This window comes from Phaeobacter sp. JH20_02 (assembly GCF_048056915.1).
GTDB lineage: Bacteria > Pseudomonadota > Alphaproteobacteria > Rhodobacterales > Rhodobacteraceae > Phaeobacter > Phaeobacter bryozoorum.
Genome location: NZ_JAYMVP010000028.1, coordinates 478,067 through 495,197, shown reverse-complemented (window position 1 = coordinate 495,197; position 17,131 = coordinate 478,067). Strand labels below are relative to the sequence as shown.

At 63.4% G+C, this 17,131-nt stretch carries 16 protein-coding genes; 7 read left to right on the top strand and 9 right to left on the bottom strand.

Annotation, left to right across the window (positions count from 1 at the left end):
- Positions 1–6: 6 nt before the first annotated feature.
- The 5 genes from VWY34_RS16450 to cobA are packed head-to-tail and all read right to left on the bottom strand — an operon-like array spanning position 7 to position 3,994.
- Entirely contained in the window at positions 7–405 is a 399-nt protein-coding gene (locus VWY34_RS16450) for a DUF934 domain-containing protein (protein ID WP_340545965.1), read from the bottom strand.
- 3 nt (positions 406–408) lie between these two features.
- Positions 409–1,188 (bottom strand): phosphoadenylyl-sulfate reductase, encoded by a 780-nt coding sequence (locus tag VWY34_RS16445; RefSeq protein ID WP_416546258.1) that lies wholly within the window; start codon positions 1,186–1,188, stop codon positions 409–411.
- Positions 1,189–1,192: 4 nt separating this feature from the next.
- Entirely contained in the window at positions 1,193–2,857 is a 1,665-nt protein-coding gene (locus VWY34_RS16440) for a nitrite/sulfite reductase (protein ID WP_416546256.1), read from the bottom strand.
- Positions 2,850–3,158: a DUF2849 domain-containing protein gene (locus VWY34_RS16435; RefSeq protein ID WP_260081637.1), complete on the bottom strand. Its 309-nt coding sequence runs from the start codon at positions 3,156–3,158 to the stop codon at positions 2,850–2,852. The genes VWY34_RS16440 and VWY34_RS16435 overlap by 8 nt, the downstream gene beginning before the upstream one ends.
- Positions 3,158–3,994: a uroporphyrinogen-III C-methyltransferase gene (gene cobA, locus VWY34_RS16430; protein WP_416546254.1), complete on the bottom strand. Its 837-nt coding sequence runs from the start codon at positions 3,992–3,994 to the stop codon at positions 3,158–3,160. Before cobA ends, VWY34_RS16435 begins: the two co-directional genes overlap by 1 nt.
- A 146-nt stretch (positions 3,995–4,140) precedes the next feature.
- On the opposite strand from cobA, the gene VWY34_RS16425 reads away from it, so the two are divergent.
- Together VWY34_RS16425 and VWY34_RS16420 are read left to right on the top strand one after the other, a co-directional pair.
- Positions 4,141–4,620, top strand: a complete 480-nt coding sequence (locus VWY34_RS16425) for an Lrp/AsnC family transcriptional regulator (protein WP_340545961.1) — start codon at positions 4,141–4,143, stop codon at positions 4,618–4,620.
- A 198-nt stretch (positions 4,621–4,818) separates the two neighbouring features.
- Positions 4,819–6,018 (top strand): MFS transporter, encoded by a 1,200-nt coding sequence (locus VWY34_RS16420; RefSeq protein WP_416546252.1) that lies wholly within the window; start codon positions 4,819–4,821, stop codon positions 6,016–6,018.
- Between the two features lie 49 nt (positions 6,019–6,067).
- Here the strand turns inward: VWY34_RS16420 and VWY34_RS16415 are convergent, their stop codons facing one another.
- A complete protein-coding gene (locus VWY34_RS16415) occupies positions 6,068–7,252 on the bottom strand; it encodes a cytochrome P450 (protein ID WP_416538995.1) in 1,185 nt (394 codons plus the stop codon).
- Between the two features lie 61 nt (positions 7,253–7,313).
- Between VWY34_RS16415 and VWY34_RS16410 the strand changes: the two genes are divergently transcribed.
- The 5 genes from VWY34_RS16410 to VWY34_RS16390 all read left to right on the top strand — a co-directional run bounded on the left by VWY34_RS16410 (position 7,314) and on the right by VWY34_RS16390 (position 14,199).
- The gene (locus VWY34_RS16410; protein WP_416546250.1) at positions 7,314–9,104 is read left to right on the top strand and encodes a sensor histidine kinase; all 1,791 of its coding nucleotides are present in this window, start codon (positions 7,314–7,316) and stop codon (positions 9,102–9,104) included.
- Positions 9,101–10,330, top strand: coding sequence for a sigma-54-dependent transcriptional regulator (locus VWY34_RS16405; protein WP_340545957.1), 1,230 nt, complete (start codon positions 9,101–9,103; stop codon positions 10,328–10,330). The genes VWY34_RS16410 and VWY34_RS16405 overlap by 4 nt, the downstream gene beginning before the upstream one ends.
- Positions 10,331–11,007: 677 nt before the next feature.
- Positions 11,008–12,009: a DctP family TRAP transporter solute-binding subunit gene (locus VWY34_RS16400; protein WP_340545956.1), complete on the top strand. Its 1,002-nt coding sequence runs from the start codon at positions 11,008–11,010 to the stop codon at positions 12,007–12,009.
- A 109-nt stretch (positions 12,010–12,118) separates the two neighbouring features.
- Positions 12,119–12,796, top strand: a complete 678-nt coding sequence (locus VWY34_RS16395; protein ID WP_416541426.1) for a TRAP transporter small permease — start codon at positions 12,119–12,121, stop codon at positions 12,794–12,796.
- Entirely contained in the window at positions 12,796–14,199 is a 1,404-nt protein-coding gene (locus tag VWY34_RS16390) for a TRAP transporter large permease (RefSeq protein ID WP_416538994.1), read from the top strand. Before VWY34_RS16395 ends, VWY34_RS16390 begins: the two co-directional genes overlap by 1 nt.
- Before the next feature lie 202 nt (positions 14,200–14,401).
- On the opposite strand, the gene tpiA is transcribed toward VWY34_RS16390, so the two are convergent.
- The 3 genes from tpiA to VWY34_RS16375 all read right to left on the bottom strand — a co-directional run bounded on the left by tpiA (position 14,402) and on the right by VWY34_RS16375 (position 17,108).
- The gene (tpiA, locus tag VWY34_RS16385; RefSeq protein ID WP_340545953.1) at positions 14,402–15,154 is read right to left on the bottom strand and encodes a triose-phosphate isomerase; all 753 of its coding nucleotides are present in this window, start codon (positions 15,152–15,154) and stop codon (positions 14,402–14,404) included.
- Positions 15,155–15,407: 253 nt separating this feature from the next.
- Complete coding sequence (locus VWY34_RS16380) at positions 15,408–15,767, bottom strand: HesB/IscA family protein (RefSeq protein ID WP_340545952.1); 360 nt, start codon at positions 15,765–15,767, stop codon at positions 15,408–15,410.
- A 69-nt stretch (positions 15,768–15,836) separates the two neighbouring features.
- On the bottom strand, positions 15,837–17,108 hold the full coding sequence (locus VWY34_RS16375; RefSeq protein ID WP_416546248.1) for a glycerophosphodiester phosphodiesterase family protein: 1,272 nt from the start codon (positions 17,106–17,108) through the stop codon (positions 15,837–15,839).
- Positions 17,109–17,131 lie beyond the last annotated feature (23 nt).

The following is a 17,131-nucleotide window of genomic DNA, read 5'->3' as shown; positions in this document are numbered from 1 at the left end:
GGTGGCTCAGCGCGCGGCGGTGCCGCGCAGGCGGGCCTGATAGTCATGCGCCTGCCAGTTGGCACGGTCGAGCCACTGGTCCTCGGGCTGGCGGGTGGCCAGATCGTCGCTGATCTCCACCTCGTCAAACCCGGAGCGCCGCGCCATCGCATATTGATCGGCCAGCACATGGCCATAGGCGCGCAGACGGCCGGTGTAGCCTGCCAGCCGCAGGCGCCGGGCGAGGGTAAAGCCCCGGCCATCGGCAAAGCTGGGGAAATGAATACGGATCATCTCCAGCCCTGGCAGCTGGTTGGACAGCGCCGAAGGGTCGGCATCAGGCTGCATCTCAATGGCGGTGTCGCTGTCAAAGCCCGCTGTCCAGCTGTCGGGGCCAAAGCCCGTATCGGTCACAATCACGCTCATCTATCAGGCTCCTGTGCGAATGAATTTGCCATCCACCACGTGGATGCCGCATTCTTCCTTGTCTTGGTTGCGCCAGCGCCCGGCCCGCGGATCTTCGCCTTCCTTGACGGGCGAGGTGCAGGGGGCGCAGCCGATTGAGGGGTAGCCCTTGGCCACCAGCGGGTGACGGGGCAATCTGTTTTCATCCATATAGGCGCGCACATCCTGCGGCGCCCAATGGGCGAGGGGGTTGATCTTCAGCCGACCGGTGGGGCCGGTGGCGGCCTCTTCCACCTCGAAGAACTCCAGCGCCGCACGGGTGCCTGCCTGGAACCGCTTGCGTCCGGTGATCCAGCCGTCGAACCCCGCCAGCGCCTTTTGCAGCGGTGCCGTCTTGCGCAGGGCGCAGCAGGCGTCTGTATCCGAGAACCGCAGCGCGCCATAGGGGTCTTTTTCGGCGATATCAGCGGCGCGGATCACCTGCACATTGCGCAGGCCCAGCCGCTCGCTCACCTCCTGCTGGTAGACCAGCGTTTCGGTGAACAACAATTCGGTATCGACAAAGACCACCGGCGTCATCGGGTCGATCACCGCCGCCATATGCAGCAGCACGACCGATTCCGCGCCAAAGCTGGAGACCAGCGCGATATGGCCCGCATCCTTCAGCGCGCCTTCCATCACCGCGGTGGCAGAATGGTGGCGAAAGCGCGCATTGAGCGCATCCACCTTTGTTGCCAGTGCCAGTTGATGCGCACTGCTGGGGCCTTGGTGTGTGTCAGCCGGTAGTGCCGCTGCATTGACCATGGTGCTAAGCAACCTTTTTCTGGGCCTCGGGGTAAAGCGCGGCCTTGAACGGATCCATGCCGACGCGACGATAGGTCTGGAGGAAGGTTTCCTCGGCGCTGTCGCGCAGAGAGAGATAAGCGGTGATCAGCCGTTCCACCGCAGGCACGATTTCATCATAGGCAAAACCGGGGCCTGTGCGGGTGCCAATGGCGGCGGTTTCTGTCGCGTCGCCACCAAGGGTGATCTGGTAGTTCTCCACCCCGGCGCGGTCGAGGCCAAGAATGCCGATGTGGCCGACATGGTGGTGACCACAGGCGTTGATGCAGCCCGAAATCTTGATCTGGAGATGACCCACCTCATGTTCCAGCTTCAGCTCTTCAAACCGGGTGGCAATCTCCTGCGCCACCGGGATCGACCGGGCAGTGGCCAGCGCGCAGTAATCCATGCCGGGGCAGGCGATGATATCGGAGATCAGCCCGACATTGGCGGTGGCCAGCCCGTGGTCCTTCAGCGCGGCGTGCAGGGCCGGCAGGTCCGATTTATGCACATGCGGCAGGATCACATTCTGCTCATGGCTGATGCGCAGCTCGTTATAGCCGAACCGCTCTGCCAGATCGGCCATTGCCCGCATCTGCGCGGCGGTGGCGTCACCGGGGGTCTGGCCATGCGCCTTGATCGAGATGGTGACGATGGCGTGGTTGTCATCGCGGTGCTCGGCCAGATTGGTATCCGCCCAGGAGCGGAACACCGGATCGGCATCATAGGCGGCCAGATAGGTCTCCAGATTGCCGCCGCGCAGTTTGGGCGGGGTGAAATGGGCCTTGATCTCCTCCAGCAGCACTTGATCGGTGCCGTCAAAGGTCTTGCGACGCTCTTCAAACCGCTCCTCCACCATCTCGCGGATGGTGTCGATGCCGTTTTCCAGTACGGTGATCTTGATGCGGGCTTTGTATTTGTTATCGCGCCGACCCAGCAGGTTGTAGACCGCCAGCACGGATTCCAGATAGGGCAGCAGATCGGCCTGCGGCAGGTAATCGCGGATCACCTTGCCAATCAGCGGCGTACGGCCAAGGCCGCCGCCCACGATCACCTCAAACCCGGCAACGCCTTCGCGTTCGACCATGCGCAGACCGATGTCATGCGCGCGGGTCACGGCGCGGTCGTTGGAGCTGCCGGTGATGGCGATCTTGAACTTGCGGCCCAGGAACTGGAATTCCGGGTGGTCGGTGGACCACTGGCGGATCAGCTCGGCATAGGGGCGGGGGTCGGTCAGCTCATCCTTGGCGGCAGCGGCGAAATGATCCGAGGTCACATTGCGGATGGTATTGCCGGAGGTCTGGATCGCGTGCAGGCCAACCTCGGCCAGCGCGTCCAGCATATCGGGCACGTCGCGCAGCTTGGGCCAGTTGTACTGGATGTTCTGACGGGTGGTGAAATGGCCATAGCCCTTGTCCCACTTCTCCGCCAGCAGCGCGAGGGTGCGCATCTGGTCAGAGTTCAGCGTGCCATAGGGGATCGCCACCCGCAGCATATAGGCGTGCAATTGCAGATAGAGACCATTCATCAGGCGCAGCGGCTTGAACTCATCCTCGGTGAGAGAACCGTCAATGCGGCGCTCCACCTGGGCGCGGAACTGGGCGTTGCGTTCGGCGAGGAACGCGGTGTCGAAATCGTTGTACTTATACATTTGCTGCGGCCTCCTGCTTGCCGTGGCGATAGTTGGATGGGCCGGTGCGGCGGAAATCTTCGCGGAAATGGGTGGGTTCGGGGCCGTCAGCCCCCGCTTTTGCATCGGTCAGGTAGATGCCCACCACATGCTGCGCGTCTTTCTCCGCTTCGAGCAGGCGCAGCTGGGCTTCGGCCTCATCTTCGATCAGCTCGGCCTCTTTCAGCTCGCGGCTCCAGCCGTTGGTGTCGGTGAAATAGATCACGTCGCCCTCAAGCAGGTCGTTGGCGGTGATGATTTTCGGGGTAAAGGGGCGGGGCATCAGGCAAGCTCCATTTTCAAATCTGTCAGGGCCTGGGCGCTGGCGCGCGGGGCAAGGCCGAGGAATGTCAGCGCCGGGCCGGTCAGTTCGGCGGCGGCAAGATCGTTGGGCAGGCGATCCAGCGTGGTTTCGATCACCCGCTGATTGGCGCGCGAGGCATTTTCGACAATGGTCATCGGCGTGGCGCGGTCGGCGCCGTGCATGATCAGGCGGCCCTGCACGAAACGCGCAGATTTCTTGCCCATGTAGATGGCGGCAACCTCACCCGGACGGGCGAGAGCGGCCCAGTCGTGATCGGCAAAGCCCTTCATGTCGTGGCCGGTCAGAAACCGCACCGAGGCATTGCGCCCGCGCTGCGTCAGGCTCTGGCCGATGGAGGCCACGGCTGCGGAGGCGGCGGTAATACCCGGCAGGATCTGATAGGCGACACCGGCAGCCTCGCAGGCGGTGAGTTCCTCATCGAGACGACCATAGACGGTGGGATCGCCGGATTTCAGGCGCAGCACCTTCTTGCCCGCACGGGCATGGGCCACCATGCGGGCGCAGATCTCCTCCTGGCTTACCTGCGGGCCGAATCCTTCCTTGCCGACGTCTTCCAGCTGGGCCTGCGGACCTGCAAGGGCCATGATCTCGGCGCTGACCAGACGGTCAAAGAGGATCACATCCGCCTGCAACAGCGCGCGCGCCACCTTCAGCGTCAGGAGGTCAGGATCGCCGGGGCCGGAGCCGGCAAAGGCGACCTCGCCTGCCACCAGCGACGTCGCGGCGACGGAGCCACAGGCCTGCGCGGGCTTCGGCAGCGGCGCAGGGGGCGTTCTGGTGTCTGGACCGGTCATCTGGGGCCTCGTCTGGTTTGTTTGACTTACCCCTGAATATAGGAAATATTCCCCCTTATCCGCTATATGGCGCGGCAAATAAGGAAGATTGTTCCAGCTGGCGGCAGATGCAGGCGGGTTGATCCCCAAACAAGGAGAAAACAGGAATGACAGTGCGGATCGACGGCACGGACCGGAAAATTCTGGCGGAGCTGCAACGCGATGCGGGCCAGTCGCTGGATGAAATCGCCCGCCGTGTGGGCAGTTCCAAGACGCCGGTGTGGAATCGCATTCGCAAGCTGCGCGAGGCGGGCGTCATCGGGCGGCAGACCATGGTGCTGGATGCCGAGGCGCTGGGGTTTGAGGCCTGTTTCTTTGTGCTGATCCGCACCTCGGCCCATGAGGCGGAGTGGCAGGCGAAGTTCCTGAAGGCGTTGCAGGATCGCCCGGAGGTGCAGGAGGCGCACCGGCTGGCGGGGGATATCGACTATATCCTGAAGGTGCGGGTGAAGAACGCCCGTGCCTATGACAACTTCTATCAGGCGCTGATTTCCGAGGTACGGGTGCATAATGTCACGGCCCTGCTGTCGATGGAGGAGATCAAATCCACCACCCTGCTGCCGCTAGAAGCCATCGCAGAGGAATAGCGCGCGGTTGTCTGATGGCGCCAAAGGAAAGGGGGCGCTGCCCCCTTTTTCGTGACCCACGCCTGCGGCGCAGGTCACATCCCCCGGAGTATTTCTGGAAAGATGACGGGGCGGCGGGGCAGCCAGTCTGGACGCTGGGCTTGCGCAGCGGGGACGCTCCGGCAAGGGTGAGGCATTTGCAGTTGAGTTGACTTGATCATGGCCATTTCCCCATCCTCTGCGGCACCTGTGGGTGCGGTGACGGCACGCCTGATGTTTCTGCTGCTGTTGTTCTGCGGCACGATCTGCACCGCCATGATTGTGCCCTTCATGAGCTATTTCCTGGTCAGGGGATTGGGGTATGAGCCCTGGATCATCAGCGTTTATGCCGGGATGGCGATCAGCCTCACCTTGGTGGCCAACCGGCAGTTTGCCCGCCGCATCGATGCCGGCGCGCGGGTGTTTCCCTTGATCGGACTGGCCGCGGCGGGGTTTGTGTTTGCGGCCGGATCGCTGGCGCTGCTGCCCGCGCTCTGGGTGGTGCTGACGGCGGGTGTCCTGGGGTTCGGGATCAGTTCCAGCGCGGTGTCGACCATGTTCAGCCTGGGCGGCAGTCTGGCCGAGCGTCACAAGGTGGAGCGGGTGCGGTTCAATGCGCATATGCGGGCCACGACTTCAACGGCCTGGATGATCGGCCCGGCTGTCACGTTTCTGATTGCGGATGGGATTGGTCTTCGGGCGGTGTTTGTGATGGCTGTTGCGGTGTCGATGGTCTGGATCTCTTTGTGGTGGTTTACGCTGCCCCGTGACATCACCGCGATGCCGGGCCGTGCGCCGGCGCAGGACAGCGCCGGCCAGACCGCAGTGGCGCCGCAGGGTTTGTGGCTGGCGGCCGGGTTTGTGTTCTGCCTGTCGAGCGCGCATTCGCTGACGTTTTCCGCCTTGCCGATCTTTTACGTCGAAGAGGTGGGGCTGCCCGGCTATGCGCCGGGGTTTGCCTTTAGCATCAAGACCTTTGTCGAGGTGATTGCGATCTTTGCCACCCCTTGGGTGATTGCGCGCATCGGCATGTGGCGGGCGCTGCTGGCGGTCACCGGGCTGGCGGTTGTGACGATCCAGCTGCTGGCGGCGGTGCAGAGCTTTCCGCAGATGCTGGCGGGGGCGGCGCTGGAGGGGCTGTATTACGGGTTCTATGCCAGCCTTGGCATCAGCTATGTGCAATCCTTTGCGCCTGACACACCCGCCCGCGCGACGGCGATCTACTGGAATACACTGATGGTGAGCGGGGTGATGGCGGGCCCGGCGGTCGGGCTGATTGCGCAGGCCTATGACTTTCAGACCGTGATCCGCTGTGCGTCGGCTATGGCTGTTGTCGCTGCTGCGGTGCTGATCTTTGGACGGCCGCGAAGCCCAGCCTGAGGGGGGCGGTGGTGTTGTGGCAGGCCGCGCCGGCCCGCCACGTCGGGGATCAGACCTGAACCATCAGGCCTGTCAGCCCGTGGAAATGGTAGGTGTTGTTATACTCCGGCGCCGCGGCCAGTTTCAGGTCCGGGCAACGCTCGAACAGGATCGGCAGGGCGATCTGCATCTCCATCCGCGCCAGCGGTGCGCCGACGCAGAAATGCAGCCCTGCGCCAAAGGAGGTGTTCACCTTCGCCGGGCGCGTGGGATCGAAGCGCTCGGGATCCTCCAGCATTTCGGGGTCGCGGTTGGCCGCCGCCAGCAGCAGCGCCACCTCATCGCCGCGCTGGAAGCTATGGCCGAACATCTCGACCTCTTCATAGGCGTAGCGGGTGAACATATGCAGCGGCGGGTCATAGCGCAGGATTTCCTCAACCAGACCTTCTATGCCGTCGGGAGCAAGCCAGCTTGTGTCCCAGCCCTGTTGCAGCATGGTTTTCACGCCATTGCCCAGTGAATGCACCGTGGCCTCGTGCCCGGCATTGAGCAGCAGGATACAGGTGCCGATCAGCTCATCGGTGGAGAGGCTTTCGCCGTCTTCCTCGGCCTGAATGAGGCGGGTGATCAGATCCTCGCCCGGGGTCTTGCGGCGTTCGTCCACATAGGCGGTGAGGAAGTCGATGAATTCCTGGCTGGCCTTCGCGGCGGCATGTTCGGTCTCAACCGTCTTGGAGGCCTGATACATGGCGACCATCTTGTGCGACCAGTCCAGGAGCTGCGGCGCCATATCCTCGGGCACGCCCAGCAGGCGGCAGATCGCGATCACCGGGACCTGAGTGCAATAGGTGGACAGGAGGTCAAAGGGCGCGTCCTGAGGGAAGGCGTCGATCAGCTCGTGGCAGAGGGTTTCGAGACCGGGCGCCAGCGCCTTGATCTCGCGGCTGGTGAAGGCGCGCAAGACAAGGCGACGCAGGCGGGTGTGGCGGGGTGGCTCTGCATCCAGGAGCGAATGCGCCTCGACCTGCAGGAAGGGGGCGAGATGGGCGGGGCTTTCGCGCGCCATCTCCGGCGGGATCTCGCGGCCAAAGCGGCGGTCGCGCAGCAGGGTATGAACAGCCGGGTGCGAGAAGGCCGCAACCATCTTGTAGTCCTGCCAGTAATGCAGATGTCCGTTCGCGCGGGCCTCGGCGTAAAAACCGTAGGGGGATTGGACAAAATCGGGGTCGGTGGGGGATTGGGTCAATGTCTTCATCCGCGCAGCTTTTGCCAAGGCGGCTGGTCAATGCAAGGGGGGCTTTGCTACTGTGCGGCCAATGACGCAGTTTCACGCACATCGCTGGATCATTCTGGCGCTTCTTCTGGGGGCGGTGGCGGCTGTGGCAACGGGTGTCTACCGGCTGGGCTATCGCCAAGCGCTTGATTCGCTTGCCGAACGCAGTGCAGCGGATCTGGCGCTGGCCTCGGACCGGGTGACCACGCAATTGCAGGTCTATCAGGAGCTCGCCGTGCTGATGGCTGATCACCCGACGCTGAAGCAGCTGGACCGCGCCGAGGCACGGGCGGCGGCGCAGGGGCTGCTGCGCGAGGTGGCGGACAAGACGGCGGCGCTGGATGTGTTCTTTGTCGACCGGGCGGGGCGGGTGGTGGTCGCTGCTGAGGGTGTGATGGGGCGCGATGTGACCCAGAGCCGCTACTTCCACCGTGCGATGCAGGGGGCGCTGGGCACCGGATATGATGTGCTGCAACCGGATGGGCGGCGGGCCTATGTCTATGCGGCCCCTGATTTCGACGGCGATGGCCGGGTGCGCGGCGCCTTGGTGGTGGTGGCTGATGTCGAGGATGTTGAGCAGACCTGGCGCGGCTCGCTCCCGGCAGTGTTTTTCACCAATCGCGGCGGTGAAGTTTTTATCGCCAACCGGCGGGAGCTGTTGTTCTGGCAGCGCAGCACCGACGGGCCGGGGTTGTCGCCGCCCGATGGGCGACAGGTGGCGCTTCGGTCCTGGCTCGAAGGGCCGCATGAGATCTGGGATCTGCGCTGGTCGCCCTATCTGCCGGAGCGGGCGCTGCATCAGGCGGTGAACCTGCCGCAGATCGGCATGGTGGGGGAGATCCTGGTGGATGTGGCCCCGGCGCAGCGTCTGGCAGGATTGCAGGCGGCGGCGATGGCGGCGATCGTGCTGGCGCTGGGCACGATGCTGGCGCTGGCGCTGGAACGGCGGCGCACGCTGGCGGAGGCCAATGCGGCGCTGGAAAGCCGGGTCGAGGCGCGCACGCGGGCGCTGTCGGCCACCAATATGCGGCTGACCCGCGAGGTGCAGGAACGTCAGGAGGCGGAGGCGGCGCTGAAACGCGCGCAGGAGGAGCTGGTGCAGGCGGGCAAGCTGTCGGCGCTGGGGCAGATGTCGGCGGGGATCAGCCATGAGCTGAACCAGCCGCTGATGGCGATCCAGCAATATGCCGAGAACGGCGAGGCTTTTGTGGCGCGCGGCAAGCCGGAACGGGCGGGCGAGAACCTGGGCCGGATTGCGCAGATGGCCGGTCGGATGGCGCGGATCATCAAGAACCTGCGTGCCTTTGCCCGCAACGAAAACGAACCGATGGGCCGGGTCGATCTGGTGCAGGTGATCAATACCGCCGCCGAGCTGACGGAGCAGCGGCTGCGGCAGGACGGGGTGGCGCTGGTCTGGCAGCCGCCTGCGGAGCCGGTCTTTGCCTGGGGCGGCGAGGTGCGGCTGTCGCAGGTGTTTGTGAACCTGATCAACAATGCCGCCGATGCGATGCTGGATCAGGAGCGCCGCGAGATCAGGATGGCGATTGAGACCCGCGGCGGGGATGCTGCTGCGCGGCTGGCGGTGACGGTGCGCGATATCGGTCCGGGGCTGAAGGAACCCGAGAAGATCTTTGAGCCATTTTATTCCACCAAGGCGGTTGGCAGCGCCGATGGCATGGGGCTGGGTCTGTCGATCTCTTACGGGCTGGTACAGAGCTTTGGCGGCGATATCCGGGGCGTCAACACCGGCGATGGTGCCGAATTCACGGTGGAGCTGGACCGCTGGCGCGCGCAGGCAGGTGCCGAGCCGCAACAACAGGATGAGGTGGCATGACCAATCGTGTCTTGGTGGTGGACGATGATGCAGCGGTGCGGGCGGCGCTTGGCCAGACGCTGGAGCTGGCGGAGTGTGACGCGATCACGGTCGGATCCTTTGTGGCGGCCAAGGATCTGATCACGCCCGATTTTGACGGGGTGATCCTGTCGGATATGCGGATGCCGGGACGCGACGGGTTTCACCTGTTGCGCTATGTGCGCGAGGTGGACAGTGATCTGCCGGTGATCCTGCTGACCGGCGAAGGTGACATCCCGATGGCGGTGCAGGCGATGGCGGAGGGGGCGTTTGATTTCCTCGAAAAACCCTGCGCCACTGCGGATCTGATGACGGTGGTGCGCCGGGCGCTGAAGACGCGGGCATTGGTGCGGGAGAACCGCGCACTGAAGTCGCGGCTGGAAAGCGGCGATGCGGCGGCGCGGATGATCTTTGGCACCTCGGCGCAGGTGGCGGAGCTGCGCGCCCGTGCCCGCGCGGTGGCGGCCACCGGGGCCGAGGTGCTGGTAACCGGTGCACCGGGTGGCGGGATCTCCAAGGTGGCGGAGGTCATTCACCTGATGTCGCCGCGTGGTCAGGGCGCGTTTGTGAAACGCCCGGCGGCGGGGCTGACCCCTGATGGGTTTGCGGATCTGTGCCGCGAGGCGGCGGGCGGATCGCTTTACCTGGATGAAATCGCCGCCCTGCCGAAAGAGACGCAATATGCCATGCTGGAGGCGCTGGAACAGCGAGTGGAGGCGCGGGTTCTGGTTGGGACTGTCGCGGATCTGGCCGAAGAGGTGACGCGTGGCGGATTTCTGGCGGATCTGTTCTATCGGCTGGACGTGATGCGGGTGCGCATTCCGGCGCTGTCGGAGCGGCCCGAGGATATCCCGGTGCTGTTCAGCCATTACGTGGCGCAGGCGGCAGAGCAGGCGGGCATTGCCGTACCGGATATTCCACCGGACCATCTGGCGGCGCTGATGGCGCAGGATTGGCCGGGCAATGCGCGATCGCTGATGTCGGCGGCCATGCGTTTTGTCCTCGGCATGCCGGAGGAGGCGGCGCAATCGGCGGAACTGGGGCTGGCCGAGCAGCTGGCGCAGGTCGAGCGGTCCTTGCTCATAGCGGCGCTGGGGCGGCAGAATGGCCATGCCTCTGCCGCGGCCAAAGCCCTGAAGCTGCCGCGCAAGACGTTTTATGACAAGCTGGCGCGCTATGGCATCCGGCCTGAGGACTATCGCCGCTGAACGCGGTCTGCTGTGTCTTTCGCTGTTTCTCGCCATGCCTGATCGGGCGGCGAGGGCAGTGAATGGCGGCGCCGCCGGATGGCCCCTAAGGGCGCATAGGCGGAGGGGGATGGGCGCGGGTGTCAGCCGGGGCCCATGTCCGTCAACCATGGCTGTCTGGACGCCTGTACCCTGCATGCTGCGGGGCGCGGGCCGGTCTCCTGCCGGGGCATGTGCCAGATGCCCCGGATCGGTGGACCGTGTGTCAGACGGCCCGGATGTCGCGACCGGCCCAATGTGACAGCTGCGGGTTAATCAAACGCGGGCAGGGCGCGCGGCGCCTGTGCAACGCCCCGGCGCCGCTGGCTCTGCCCGGTGCGGGCGTCGGATTTGAGTATTTATGGAAAGATGACGGGCGCTGATTCCCAAGACCGCATCTCGGGCCGCGTCTCTCGCACGCGCAGAATGTGCGGAAATCCGCACAGCAGGGCCGCCTCCCTGTGCGGGAATTCGCACAACCATGGTGGTGTCGCTGAGAGGTGACCTGAGATTGGTTCGGTAAGCTTTTGTTATAAATTCATAAATTTCCAGTCTCGTGACGCTGTAACAAAGGCTTGAGCGGAGAGGCCAGCGCCGTGATGCTGCCGTCGGGGTCTTTGCTGTTGCAAAGGCCAAGGAGATATTCTGGGAGGAAAGACATGAAATTTGTAACTGCTGCTGCCACCGCCGTGGCGCTGACCATGAGTGCCGGTGCCGCCATGGCGGCCTGTGAGGAAGGCGAAATCGTCGTCAAGTTCAGCCATGTGACCAATACCGACAAGCACCCCAAGGGGATTGCCGCCTCGCTGCTGGAAAAGCGCATCAACGAAGAGATGAACGGCACCATGTGTCTGGAGGTCTATCCGAACTCCACGCTTTACAATGACAACAAGGTGCTGGAAGCGATGCTGCAGGGCGACGTGCAGCTGGCCGCGCCAAGCCTGTCGAAATTCGAGAAATTCACCAAGCAGTTCCGCCTGTTCGACCTGCCGTTCATGTTCAAGAACATCGACGCGGTTGATGCTTTCCAGGCCTCTGACAATGGTCAGGCGATGCTGGATTCGATGCAGCGCCGCGGTCTGCAGGGGCTGGCCTATTGGCACAATGGCATGAAGCAGATGTCGGCCAACAAGCCGCTGATCGCGCCGTCGGATGCCAATGGGCTGAAATTCCGCGTGCAGTCTTCGGACGTGCTGGTGGCGCAGATGGAAGCGATCGGTGGCAGCCCGCAGAAAATGGCCTTCTCCGAAGTTTACGGCGCGCTGCAGCAGGGCGTTGTGGACGGGCAGGAGAACACCTGGTCCAACATCTACGGCAAGAAGTTCTTTGAGGTGCAGGACGGTGTGACCGAGACCAACCACGGCGCGCTGGACTATCTGGTGGTGACTTCTGTTGACTGGCTCGACAGCCTGGAGCCTGCTGTCCGTGAGCAGTTCCTGACCATCCTTGGCGAGGTCACGGCAACGCGGAACTCCGAATCCACCAAGGTGAACGCCGAAGCGCGTCAGGCAATCATTGATGCCGGTGGCGTGGTGCGTGAGCTGACGCCCGAGCAGCGCGCGGCCTGGGTCGAGGCGATGAAGCCGGTCTGGGAGAAATTCGCAGGCGACGTTGGTCAGGACATGATCGACGCGGCACAGTCGATCAACGCAGGCATGTAAAGGCCACAGGCTGAAGATCCGGGGCTGGCGCGACTGACGCGCCGCCCCAATTTGCACGGTGCGCCATCCGCGCCGGTATCCCATTATCCAAACATCGAGGGAGAGCGATATGGCGGGGGCAAAACCTGGCCCGACCGGGCTTATCAATACACTCGAAGAGACGCTGATTGCGCTGCTGCTGGGGCTGATGACCCTGATCACATTTGCCAATGTGGTGGCGCGATTTGTGTTCAATTCCAATATTCTCTGGGCGCTGGAGCTGACGGTGTTCCTGTTTGCCTGGCTGGTGCTCTTGGGCGCATCCTATGCGGTGAAGGTCCATGCGCATCTGGGGGTTGATGCGATCCTCAACATGGTGTCGGCGCCGGCGCGCCGGGCGATCGGGCTGATCTCGGTCGGCTGCTGCCTGGTGTTCTCGCTGCTGCTGCTGAAGGGGGCCTATGACTACTGGGCGGTGTTTGCCGATCTGCCACCCACCTCCGGGCGCTGGTTTCCCACCGGTTTTGACATGTCAGCGCGCAGCCAGAGCTTCTACGAGGTGCAGGATGTGCCGATGGTGGCGGTGTTCGGATTTCTCGAAGAGCTGATCAACTACGGCGACTCTTACGAGAAACTGCCCAAAGTGGTGCCCTATGTGGTGCTGCCGCTGTCGATGCTGCTGATGTTGCTGCGCTTTGGTCAGGCGGCGGTGCAGATCCTGCGCGGCGATGTCGATCGTCTGGTGGCCAGCCATGAGGTCGAAGATGAAATTGCCGAGGTTCAGGCGCAGCGGGGGGAGCACGACTGATGGATGTCGTCCTATTGTTTTCCATGGTCATCGGCCTGTTGCTGATCGGGGTTCCGATCGCGGTGGCGCTTGGCCTCAGCTCGACGCTGTTCCTGCTGATCTATTCCGACAGCTCGCTGGCGTCGGTTGCGGGCACGCTTTTTGAAGCCTTTGAGGGGCATTTCACGCTGCTGGCGATCCCCTTCTTCATCCTCGCGTCAAGCTTCATGACCACCGGCGGCGTGGCGCGGCGGATCATCCGGTTCTCGATCGCCTGTGTCGGTCATCTGCCGGGTGGTCTGGCGATTGCCGGCGTCTTTGCCTGTATGCTGTTTGCAGCCCTGTCCGGGTCGTCACCGGCCACCGTGGTGGCCATCGGATCCATCGTGATCGCCGGGATGCGTCAGGTCGGCTACAGCAAGGAGTTCGCGGCCGGTGTGATCTGTAACGCGGGCACGCTGGGCATCCTGATCCCGCCGTCGATTGTGATGGTGGTCTATGCGGCGGCGGTTGAGGTCTCGGTGGGGCGGATGTTCCTGGCGGGCGTCATTCCGGGCCTGATGGCCGGGTTCATGCTGATGGTGACCATCTATGTGATGGCCAAGGTGAAGAACCTGCCCAAGGGCGAATGGCTGGGCTGGGGGGAAGTTGCAGCCTCGGCGGCCAATGCCTCGGTAGGTCTGCTGCTGATCGGGATCATTCTGGGCGGCATCTATGGCGGGATTTTCACCCCGACAGAGGCAGCGGCTGTGGCGTCGGTCTATGCCTTCTTTGTCGCGACCTTTGTCTACCGCGACATGGGGCCGCTGAAATCGGCGCCAAAACCGAAGGATCTGGGGCAGTTTGTGACCATGCTGCCCAAGATGCTGGGGCAGACCGTGGTCTATTTCATCCCGTCCTTCTTTCACGCCGATACGCGCCATGCCCTGTTTGAGGCAGGCAAGCTGACGGTGACGCTGTTGTTTGTGATTGCCAATGCGCTGATCCTCAAACATGTGCTGACCGATGAGCAGGTGCCGCAGCAGATTGCCACCGCGATGCTGTCGGCCGGCTTTGGTCCGGTGATGTTCCTGATCGTGGTCAATGTGATCCTGCTGATCGGTGGTCAGTTCATGGAGCCGTCGGGGCTGTTGGTGATTGTGGCGCCGCTGGTGTTCCCGATTGCGATTGAACTGGGGATCGACCCCATTCATCTGGGCATCATCATGGTGGTCAACATGGAGATCGGCATGATCACCCCGCCGGTTGGTCTGAACCTCTTTGTGACCTCCGGGGTTGCGGGGATGCCGATGATGGCGGTGGTGCGGGCTGCGCTGCCGTTCCTGGCGGTGCTCTTCGTGTTCCTGATCATGATCACCTATATCCCGTGGATATCGACGGTGCTGCCCAATGCGGTGATGGGGCCGGAGATCATAACGAAGTAGCGCTGCGGCGCATCCCCCCGCATATGAAAAGGCCCGGGAGCAGTTCCCGGGCCTTTTTCTGTCTGGCGTTATGTCAGGGGCTTTGCCCCTCTGCGCTGGCGCGCATTCACCCCAGAGTATTTTGCGAAAGGTGAAAAGCGGGCACGGGGCGATGTCATCTTTCCCCAAATACTCCCGCCGGAGGCCGCGCCGTCAGGCGCGTTCAGTCGCTGGCGTCGAGAGCCGCGACGATGGGGGCGAAATCCGCAGCCTTGAGGCTGGCGCCGCCGACCAGCGCGCCATCGACATGGGCCACCGCGAAGATCTCCTTGGCATTGCTGGATTTTACCGAGCCGCCGTAGAGCAGGCGGATGGCATTGGCGGTTTCACCGCCGAAGCGTTTGACGAGGCTTGCGCGCAGGTCGTTGTGCACCTCTGCGATCTGTTCGACCGTGGGCACTTTGCCGGTGCCAATAGCCCAGACCGGTTCATAGGCGACCACCACACTCGTGCCGCTGGTGTCGTCCGGCAGCGAGCCTGCCAGCTGGGCGCGAACCACCTCCAGCGTCTTGCCGGCCTCGCGCTGGTCCTGCGTTTCGCCGACGCAGATGATCGCGGTGAGTCCCGCTGCAATGGCGGTCCTGGCCTTGGCGCGGACCATGTCATCGGTCTCGCCGTGATTGGCGCGCCGTTCGGAATGGCCGAGAATCACCGCGCTCGCCCCGGCGTCATGCAGCATTTCGGCGCTGAGGTCGCCGGTATGGGCACCGTAGGTCGCGCTATGGCAATCCTGGGCGCCGATGTCGACCTTGCTGTCGACGCAGACATTGGCTGCCCGGTAGAGCAGCGTTGCCGGGGGGCAAATCACCACTTCGGCTTTGGCCGACTTGCAGCTATAGGCCAGATTGCCCAGCTCGGTCAGCGCACTTGCGGTGCCGTTCATTTTCCAGTTGCCTGCGACCATCTTGCGACGCATCTGCGTATCTCCCTCAAAATCGGTGCTGCCTTCATGCCCCTGACGGGGGACAGCTTGCTGCTTGGCCTGTCCTAGCATTGTTCGGATTGGGGAACAATTCGCCTGTTCGCATGGAGCCTGTGGCCTGCACATGTTGAACATTACCGAAGTTGCGCGCCAAGGCTGCGAAAAACGGCAATGGGGCGTCTATTTTTTTCAGGCTGCACGTCTGGGTTGTGATCTGCATCTGCCCCAGTCCATCGGGGCTGGCAGGTCAGCCTGCGGGCATATCCTTGAAGCTGATTGATTCCCCGCAGCCGCAGGCCTCGGAGACATTGGGGTTGTTGAACTTGAACCCGGCCTCCAGCAGCGAGACCTCATAGTCGATTTCGGTGCCGAAGAGGAACATCTGCGCCATCGGTGCAATCAGCACACGGGCGCCATCCTGTTCGACCACCTCATCGTTGGGATCGGGGGTGTCGACATATTCCATCGTATATTCCATGCCGGCGCAGCCGCCCTTTTTCACGCCGATGCGCAGGCCGGAATGGCCGCCCTTGTCCATCAGCTTGGCGATCTGGGCCGCTGCCTTGTCGGTGATGGTCACCGCTTGTTTGCCGGGAATGCCGAACATCTCTGTCTCCACTATCGCGCGTTACCTCCAATTTAGGGGGGCGATGGCGCAGGCTCAAGGGGGGAGGGGTCAAAGCCCCATGCAATTGGCATAATAGGTGACTGTTGCGGGCCAGTCGGAGAATACGCCGACAACCCCCACATCCTGGGCCAGAACATCAAGGACCTGGTAGACGGCCGCATCCGAGGTCACCGCATCCGAGATCGACTGGAAATACCATCCGCCGCCGCTGGTCAGCGGACCGGAGCGTTCCAGCGTCCAGGTGATGATGTTCAGATCGGCCTCCTGCGCGGCCCGTGCATAGGCGGAGGGCACGATCCGGTCGCCATCAAGCGTCAGCAGCATCCAGATCGGTGGGGCGATGTAATTGAGGCCCATCTGCTTCAGCTCCTGCATCGAGGGTCGGAAGGTTGCGGGATCCATCGGATCAATCTGCCCCTCATCGGCGTCATGGCGGGCAAAGCGGTCGTCGAGATAGACCGCCTGACGGCCGAACTCCGGCGTATGGGTGAGCCAGTATTTGATATCGCTGAGGTCAAAGCTCTGCACCCAGACATCCGCCGCAGGGATGCCGGCGGCGACATAGGCGTCGATCAGTTTCTGCGCATAGGATTCCTGTGTCATCCCGTTGAAGGGCATGGCGACGGCGGGCGCCTTTAGTTCGGGCGTGAAACGGGCGCCCAGCTCGCGGAACAGGGCGATGCTGTCGGCATGGCTGAGCAGTGTTGCCTCGCCCTGATGCAGATTGCTGCGCCAGGGGGCCAGACCGCCCTGAAAGGCCTTGGCGCTGGTGGCGGTGGCGTCGCTGCTGTCCATCTTTGGCTGCAGGGTCATCAGCTCTTCCAGCGTCAGATCGCTGGTTCGGCATTCGGCGGTGGCGGGGGTGTCGGCACTGGCCGGGGTAAAGGGCTGGGTGCAGCGCTCGGCGAGGGGGCTGGTGAGGATATCGGTGGTGGTGTGCAGATCGTTCTGCGAATGGCGGCAGACCAGTTCCAGGTCTTTGGTAAAGGTCACGTCGCATTCCAGGATCCCGGCGCCCATGGAGGCGGCGGCGCGGTTGCCCTCAACCGTGTGTTCGGGAAACATCAGTGGCGCGCCGCGATGCGCGATGGAGAACTCGGTGGCATGCGGGGTCTGCGCGGCGCAGGATTGCAGCTTCGTTTTCAGCGGGCCTTCGGGCAGGGCTGCGACCAGATACGCGGGGCGCGGCCCGTAGCTGAGGCTCATCGCCTCGGGCGCGGTGTCGGCAAGGGCGGGGCCGGTCAGGGCAGGGCCGGTCAGGAGCGGTGCGGCAAGGGCAAGTGCGATCAGCGACGTCGGGCAGGCGAAGATGCGGGGCAAAATATGGAACTCCAAATTGGGTG

Coding starts and splice junctions, on each gene's coding strand:
- VWY34_RS16450 (WP_340545965.1), bottom strand. CDS start 405: ATGAGCGTGATTGTGACCGATACGGGCTTTGGCCCCGACAGCTGGACA.
- VWY34_RS16445 (WP_416546258.1), bottom strand. CDS start 1,188: ATGGTCAATGCAGCGGCACTACCGGCTGACACACACCAAGGCCCCAGC.
- VWY34_RS16440 (WP_416546256.1), bottom strand. CDS start 2,857: ATGTATAAGTACAACGATTTCGACACCGCGTTCCTCGCCGAACGCAAC.
- VWY34_RS16435 (WP_260081637.1), bottom strand. CDS start 3,158: ATGCCCCGCCCCTTTACCCCGAAAATCATCACCGCCAACGACCTGCTT.
- cobA (WP_416546254.1), bottom strand. CDS start 3,994: ATGACCGGTCCAGACACCAGAACGCCCCCTGCGCCGCTGCCGAAGCCC.
- VWY34_RS16425 (WP_340545961.1), top strand. CDS start 4,141: ATGACAGTGCGGATCGACGGCACGGACCGGAAAATTCTGGCGGAGCTG.
- VWY34_RS16420 (WP_416546252.1), top strand. CDS start 4,819: ATGGCCATTTCCCCATCCTCTGCGGCACCTGTGGGTGCGGTGACGGCA.
- VWY34_RS16415 (WP_416538995.1), bottom strand. CDS start 7,252: ATGAAGACATTGACCCAATCCCCCACCGACCCCGATTTTGTCCAATCC.
- VWY34_RS16410 (WP_416546250.1), top strand. CDS start 7,314: ATGACGCAGTTTCACGCACATCGCTGGATCATTCTGGCGCTTCTTCTG.
- VWY34_RS16405 (WP_340545957.1), top strand. CDS start 9,101: ATGACCAATCGTGTCTTGGTGGTGGACGATGATGCAGCGGTGCGGGCG.
- VWY34_RS16400 (WP_340545956.1), top strand. CDS start 11,008: ATGAAATTTGTAACTGCTGCTGCCACCGCCGTGGCGCTGACCATGAGT.
- VWY34_RS16395 (WP_416541426.1), top strand. CDS start 12,119: ATGGCGGGGGCAAAACCTGGCCCGACCGGGCTTATCAATACACTCGAA.
- VWY34_RS16390 (WP_416538994.1), top strand. CDS start 12,796: ATGGATGTCGTCCTATTGTTTTCCATGGTCATCGGCCTGTTGCTGATC.
- tpiA (WP_340545953.1), bottom strand. CDS start 15,154: ATGCGTCGCAAGATGGTCGCAGGCAACTGGAAAATGAACGGCACCGCA.
- VWY34_RS16380 (WP_340545952.1), bottom strand. CDS start 15,767: ATGTTCGGCATTCCCGGCAAACAAGCGGTGACCATCACCGACAAGGCA.